This window comes from Autumnicola lenta, from assembly GCF_031846515.1.
Lineage (GTDB): Bacteria > Bacteroidota > Bacteroidia > Flavobacteriales > Flavobacteriaceae > Autumnicola > Autumnicola lenta.
Genome location: NZ_JAVRHO010000032.1, coordinates 22987 through 29038, shown reverse-complemented (window position 1 = coordinate 29038; position 6052 = coordinate 22987). Strand labels below are relative to the sequence as shown.

The 6052-nt window shown below is 37.1% G+C and carries 6 protein-coding genes; all 6 read left to right on the top strand.

The window, feature by feature from the left end; genetic code table 11:
- Window positions 1-236 precede the first annotated feature (236 nt).
- The 6 genes from RM545_RS16015 (at window position 237) to RM545_RS15990 (ending at window position 6028) form a co-directional block, all read left to right on the top strand.
- Entirely contained in the window at window positions 237-1088 is an 852-nt protein-coding gene (locus RM545_RS16015) for an SdiA-regulated domain-containing protein (RefSeq protein ID WP_311496298.1), read from the top strand.
- A 186-nt stretch (window positions 1089-1274) separates the two neighbouring features.
- The gene (locus RM545_RS16010; RefSeq protein WP_311496297.1) at window positions 1275-1556 is read left to right on the top strand and encodes a hypothetical protein; all 282 of its coding nucleotides are present in this window, start codon (window positions 1275-1277) and stop codon (window positions 1554-1556) included.
- A gap of 14 nt (window positions 1557-1570) precedes the next feature.
- Window positions 1571-2281: a TVP38/TMEM64 family protein gene (locus RM545_RS16005; RefSeq protein ID WP_311496296.1), complete on the top strand. Its 711-nt coding sequence runs from the start codon at window positions 1571-1573 to the stop codon at window positions 2279-2281.
- Window positions 2282-2661: 380 nt separating this feature from the next.
- Window positions 2662-4119 carry a RimK family ATP-grasp domain-containing protein gene (locus RM545_RS16000; RefSeq protein ID WP_311496295.1) on the top strand — a complete coding sequence of 486 codons (1458 nt, stop codon included), beginning with the start codon at window positions 2662-2664 and terminating at the stop codon, window positions 4117-4119.
- Complete coding sequence (locus tag RM545_RS15995; protein ID WP_311496294.1) at window positions 4116-5336, top strand: carboxylate-amine ligase; 1221 nt, start codon at window positions 4116-4118, stop codon at window positions 5334-5336. The genes RM545_RS16000 and RM545_RS15995 overlap by 4 nt, the downstream gene beginning before the upstream one ends.
- Entirely contained in the window at window positions 5333-6028 is a 696-nt protein-coding gene (locus RM545_RS15990) for an N-formylglutamate amidohydrolase (RefSeq protein WP_311496293.1), read from the top strand. The genes RM545_RS15995 and RM545_RS15990 overlap by 4 nt, the downstream gene beginning before the upstream one ends.
- Window positions 6029-6052: the final 24 nt, after the last annotated feature.

Genomic DNA, 6052 nt, shown 5'->3' with positions numbered 1-6052 from the left:
GGTTATATCTAATAGACTATTCATTTCTAAATATGTGACAGTACTATGTATAAAATAGTAGTAAATTAACTTTTTATTAACTAAACCGGGTGAAAACTATGGTTTTTAAGGTTCGAATCCGTTTTTCGTGTCCCTTCTATTATTTGCAAAAAACTGTTAATGATTTTGGTATGGCCTTTCAAATGGATACTTTAGGGCAAACAGGCTATCAATTTCTTTAAAAAGGAAAAATTCTCATGTATAAAATTGTGTTTTGGATAATAGCCGCTATCGTGGCAGTGGGAGGGCTTCTATATTTTGTATTTAAAGACACTGCCTATATGTCCTTTGATGACTCCCAAAAAACTTATCAAATTGAACAGCAATGGGATTTACCTGGAGAGCTCGATGAAATATCCGGCTTAAGCTGGGTGGAAAATAACCGAATCGCCTGTATTCAGGATGAGGATGGAATTATTTTTATTTATGACCTTTCTTCTTCTAAAATCGTTTCGAAATTGAGATTTAGTGGTGCGGGGGATTTTGAAGCTGTAGCTGTATATGGTACAGATGCTTACGCAATGCGCAGTGACGGCAGAATATTTCACATCAGAAATTATAAAGAAAAAAATCCTGTAGTAAATGAATATCAGACTCCGCTGGATCAGGAAGACGTGGAGGGAATGGGATTGGACGCTGAAAATAACAGATTACTTCTCACAATAAAAGATACAGATCGTCAAAATCCTGCTGCTAAAGGTGTTTTTTCTTTTGACTTAGAAGCATTAAAAATGAATGAAGAACCTTTCTTCAGAATAAATCCAGATGACAGTATTTTCGATACTGTTAAAGGAAGAGGCTCTCAAAGAATTATTAGACCTTCTGAAATTGAAATTCATCCTGTAAATGGCGATATATACATCCTGGAGGGACATCAGCCTAAACTATTAATTTTTGATTCGCAGGGAAACCTTAAGAAAATACATCTTCTGGATCCTGAAAAATTTCAACAACCTGAAGGTTTAACTTTTAATCCCGAAGGCACGCTTTATATCTCTAACGAGAGCCGACGGGCTCCGGCCAACATTCTGGAAGTACAGCTTAATTAGAAATGTGTTTAGGCAATTCCCGTCCGGAAAGTCAGACTCCTTCTGCTGTGCAGAACACTTTTCAACAGCAATATTTCGTATCCTACTGGCTGTAAAATGTAGAATACCAAAAAGTTTTTAAAAGGAATTTATGAGTACAGCCTGAAAAATGGCAGTTTTCGATCTCAACCTGTTTTTAATATTACTATGAAAGACAAAGTTTTTAAGGACATAAAAGAGAAGAAGTTAAGTAAAGTTATGAGTCCGTCAGACCTTTCTATTCATCCTGTTAATGGAAAAATTTATGTATTGGAGGGAATTCATCCAAAAATTTTGATCATGAGCAGCAATGGAGATGCTGAAAAAATTATTAAATTAAGTAAAAAAGAATTTAATCAGCCTAAAGGGATCACTTTTAGTCCTTCAGGAAAAACGTATATTTCCAACGAAGGCGAGCCTGCCAATATTATGGAGATAGAACTCAACTAATTTAACTAAAATAAATGGACAATAATCAAATAGAAACTACAAGCGTAAAAAAAAGTAAGGCACCATTATATATTTCCATAGCCATCGTCGCCGGACTCGTTTTAAGTTATTTTTTCATCCCGGGAGTGCAGAGTTTTTTAAATGAATCCTGGAATGTTTTGACCAGTGACGATCAGGAAAGAATCCAGGACTGGGTGAACCAGTTTGGATGGTTTGGTCCGGTAGTCCTTATTCTTACCATGATTGCGCAAATGTTTCTACTGGTAATTCCAACAATTCTGTTAATGGTGGTTTCTATAGTTGCTTATGGTCCAATTTACGGCAGTTTTATTGTGCTCGGTGCAGTATATTCTGCTTCATCTGTGGGCTATTTCATAGGGAGATATTTTGGACCTGTAATTGTTGAAAAAGTTATCGGTAAAAAATCTGAACAAAAAGTAGCGGACTTCCTTGATGATTATGGGTTTTGGGCAATTTTTATCACCCGGCTAAATCCTTTCCTATCTAATGATGCTATTAGTTTTGTTGGAGGAATTTTAAAAATGGGTTACTGGAAATTTATTGGTGCTACTTTGGCTGGTATCGCACCTCTTATTTTATTTATAGCAATTATTGGTAGAAGTACAGATGGTCTTAAAACCGGACTTCTGTGGGGCTCTGTCATTAGTTTAATCCTTTTTATCGCCTATGTTTGGTGGGATAAAAAGAAGAGAAAGAAGGATTAATAGAAATCTTAAATAGATAGCAGAGGGTGGAAAATAACAATTTTCGACCCTCCTCTTTTTTGTCTATTGTCAGGTTACTTACTTCAGAATTTTTATTTCTTTTAGAAGATTTTACTTCAGTTAGAATTCTGAGCAGGTCTTCTCTTTAAAATTTTCCACGGAAGTTTGATCGAAATTGTCTCTATAAATGATTTTCAGTTTAAAAACAGAGAAAGCTATATTTTGGAATGGTAAGATCCTTTCAGTAGGATTATAAATCAGATCTTTATATGTTCCGTTTTTGAAGTATTTTTTTAGTTGAAAAACCTAACTTACTGTACAAAAAATTTATTTAACTTATTCGTTTTTCAATTACATTTGATTAAACTTTCATCCAATTAATGAATAAATATATTGTTGTAAATCATCCCGAAAAATGGGAGGTTCTTGCCGAAAATGTGGAGATTATCTCTGCACAATCTTATCTAACGAACCCGGAATATTCAAAGCTTAAAAAAGCCCGAATCTTTAATCTCTGCAAAGATTATTCTTACCAGAGCAAAGGCTATTATGTTTCTCTTTTAGCTGAAGCCAGGGGACATATGGCTATTCCCACCGTAAAAAATATTGTGGATCTGCGGGAACCAAAACTGGTAAAAATTGTTTCTGAAGAGTTTGAAGATGTTATTCAGAAGAGTCTGAAAAACATCAAAGCTTCAGAATTTACACTGAGTATTTATTTTGGACAAAATGTTGCGCAAAAATATAAGGAGCTTAGCGCTATGTTTTACAGGCATTTTCAGATTCCTTTTTTAAGAGTAAATTTTGTGCGCACCAATAAATGGAATATTAAGAACATCAAAGCAATTTCTGAAGCTGAAATTCCGGAAGATCATAAGGACAGCATGTACCAGTTCGCTTCTCAGTACTTTTCGAAAAAACGTTACGATATTCCGCGTCAAAATATAGCTGAATATGATCTGGCAATTCTGGTAAAGCAGGGAGATCCTGCACCGCCCAGTAACACAAAGGCCATAAAACGTTTTGTGGAACTGGCTGAAAAAATGGATTTTTACGTAGAAATCGTATCACCTAAAGATCTCTCGAGGTTATCTGCTTTTGACGCTTTGTTTATCCGCCAGAGTACCGAAGTTAATAATGAAGCTTACGCTTTTGCCCGGAAAGCGCAGCAGGAAGGCATCGCCCTTGTAGATTATCCCGATGCGATCCTTAAATGCTGCAACAAAGTATTTATGGCAGAAGCCCTGGAAAACGCCGGAATTGCAACTCCAAAAACAGTGATTGTCCATAAAAATAACACGCACCAGGTTCTGGAAATTACGGGATTACCGGTGGTGCTAAAATCTCCTGATTCCACTTTTTCCTTTGGTGTGAAAAAAGCCGGTACAGAAGAAGAATACCGGGAACTGGTGCAGCAAATGCTTAAAAAATCTGATCTGGTGATTGCGCAGGAATTTTCTCCTTCAGATTACGACTGGAGAATCGGGATTCTGGATAACAAACCGCTCTTTGCCTGCAGGTATTATATGGCTAAAGGTCACTGGCAGATTTACAATTGGGATGCAGAGAAAAAGGACGATCAGGATGGGAATGCAGACTGCCTTCCTATAGAAAAAGTTCCGCCTAAGATCCTCGAAATGGCTTTAAAATCGGCTAAATTAATGGGGAAAGGCCTATACGGAATTGATATTAAGGAAGTTAATAAAAGACCGATGGTGATTGAAATTAACGACAATCCTAATATCGACTTTGGCGTGGAAGACGCATATTATGGCGATCAGGTTTATATTGAAATTTTATCTGCGCTGAAAAGCAGGCTTAAAAAAGGTGAAATATGAGTTACCAATTATTTGAAGTTTTTGGAATCGAGCTGGAATACATGCTGGTAAACTCCGAAACTTTTAAGGTGAATCCTATAGTAGACAAGCTTTTAACAAAGAAGAACGGCACGCTTACTTCAGATGTTTCCAATGGGGAAATCGAGTGGTGCAACGAGTTGGTGGCGCACGTAGTCGAGTTAAAAACTAACGGTCCTACTGCCGATCTTGATAATCTTGCCGAAAAATTTTCTGAAAACATAAAGGAAATGAACCTTTTGCTGAAGGAATTCAAGTCTGAATTGTTGCCCACCGCGGCGCATCCTTTAATGAATCCGGAAAAGGAAACCCGGCTGTGGCAACATAACTATAGCAAAATTTACGCGCTTTATAATCGGATTTTTGATTGCCGTGGGCATGGTTGGAGCAATGTGCAAAGTATGCACATCAATCTGCCCTTTTTTGATGATGCTGAATTTGAAAAACTGCATGCAGCAGTACGATTGTTGCTTCCGATTATTCCCGCACTAAGTGCAAGTTCTCCAATTTTTGACGGTAAAAGTACCGGATTTCTGGATAGCCGCATGGAAGTTTACAAAACCAATCAGAAGGAAATTCCTGAAATGGCAGGAAAAATTATTCCGGAACAGGTTTTTAGCAGAGAATCGTATTTTGAGCAAATTTTTGAGCCGATAAACAAAGCGATTAAGCCACATGATACAGAGCATATTCTTGACCATCATTTCCTTAATTCCCGCGGAGCAATCGCGAGGTTCGACAGGAATGCGATAGAAATAAGGGTAATAGACCTCCAGGAATGTCCAAAGGCAGATGTAGCCATTGCCGTTTTAATTATTGAAAGTCTTAAGTTGCTGGTAAGTGAACAATTAATTGCTTTGGAAGACCAAAAAAAGTGGCGTGAAGATGATCTGTTGGAAATCTTTAATGGAGTGATTAAGAATGCCGAAAATTGCCAAATTTTGAACAGCACTTATCTTGATGTTTTTGATCTTCATGGAAAGACCACAGCTGGTGAAATTTGGAAGAAATTATATGCAAGGGTAAAAAATAATATTTCTGAAACGCACCGGGAAAGTATAGAATTTCTTCTGGAAAACGGAAGTCTGTCTACACGGGTTTTAAAAGCAGTTGGAGAGGATTTTTCTGAAGAAAACATTCAGGAGGTGTATCAAAAACTTTCTGTTTGCCTTGCCCAAAACAGGCAATTTACCTCATGAAACTTGTGGTGACCTGCGAACATGCTTTTAATACCATTCCGCAGGAATATAAATATCTGTTTAAAGATGTTGCTAAAGTTTTAGAGTCCCATCGCGGTTATGATCCCGGGGTATTCGATCTTTATACTGAGGTGTCAAAACTGGCAAATTTCGGCATGTACCAAAAAACAGGAAGGTTAGTGGTGGAAGTGAACCGTTCTGAAAATCATCCGCAGTTATTTTCAGAATTTACTAAAGTTTTGTCCAAAGCTGAAAAAGAAAAAATCCTCCGGGACTACTATTTTCCATACCGGAATGCGGTGGAAGAGAAAATTTCAGAATATTTTGAAGCAGGGGAGGAGATTTGTCATTTTTCGGTGCATTCTTTTACTCCGGTTTTAAACGGAATGCAACGTAATGCTGATATTGGACTTTTATACGATCCCGCACGGACTACAGAGAAGGATTTTTCAGTTTTATTTAAAAAGTTGCTGAATAAAGAGTTACCGGAGCTAAAAATCAGGTACAATTATCCTTATTTAGGCAAGGCTGATGGTTTCACAACCTATTTGCGGAAAAAATTTCCGAAGAAATATTCAGGAATAGAACTGGAAGTAAATCAGAAGTTTGTGGAGAACAACAAAATAGGGGAGGGGCTAAAAATGGCAATTTTCGATAGTCTGAAAAGTGCAATGCACATTCTGGAAAAATAAAAAAAACTGCTCAAAACCGTACAT

Bases quoted from the DNA above. Each gene is read 5' to 3' on its own strand.
- RM545_RS15990 (WP_311496293.1), top strand. From the start codon at position 5,333: ATGAAACTTGTGGTGACCTGCGAACATGCTTTTAATACCATTCCGCAG.
- RM545_RS16010 (WP_311496297.1), top strand. From the start codon at position 1,275: ATGAAAGACAAAGTTTTTAAGGACATAAAAGAGAAGAAGTTAAGTAAA.
- RM545_RS15995 (WP_311496294.1), top strand. From the start codon at position 4,116: ATGAGTTACCAATTATTTGAAGTTTTTGGAATCGAGCTGGAATACATG.
- RM545_RS16000 (WP_311496295.1), top strand. From the start codon at position 2,662: ATGAATAAATATATTGTTGTAAATCATCCCGAAAAATGGGAGGTTCTT.
- RM545_RS16015 (WP_311496298.1), top strand. From the start codon at position 237: ATGTATAAAATTGTGTTTTGGATAATAGCCGCTATCGTGGCAGTGGGA.
- RM545_RS16005 (WP_311496296.1), top strand. From the start codon at position 1,571: ATGGACAATAATCAAATAGAAACTACAAGCGTAAAAAAAAGTAAGGCA.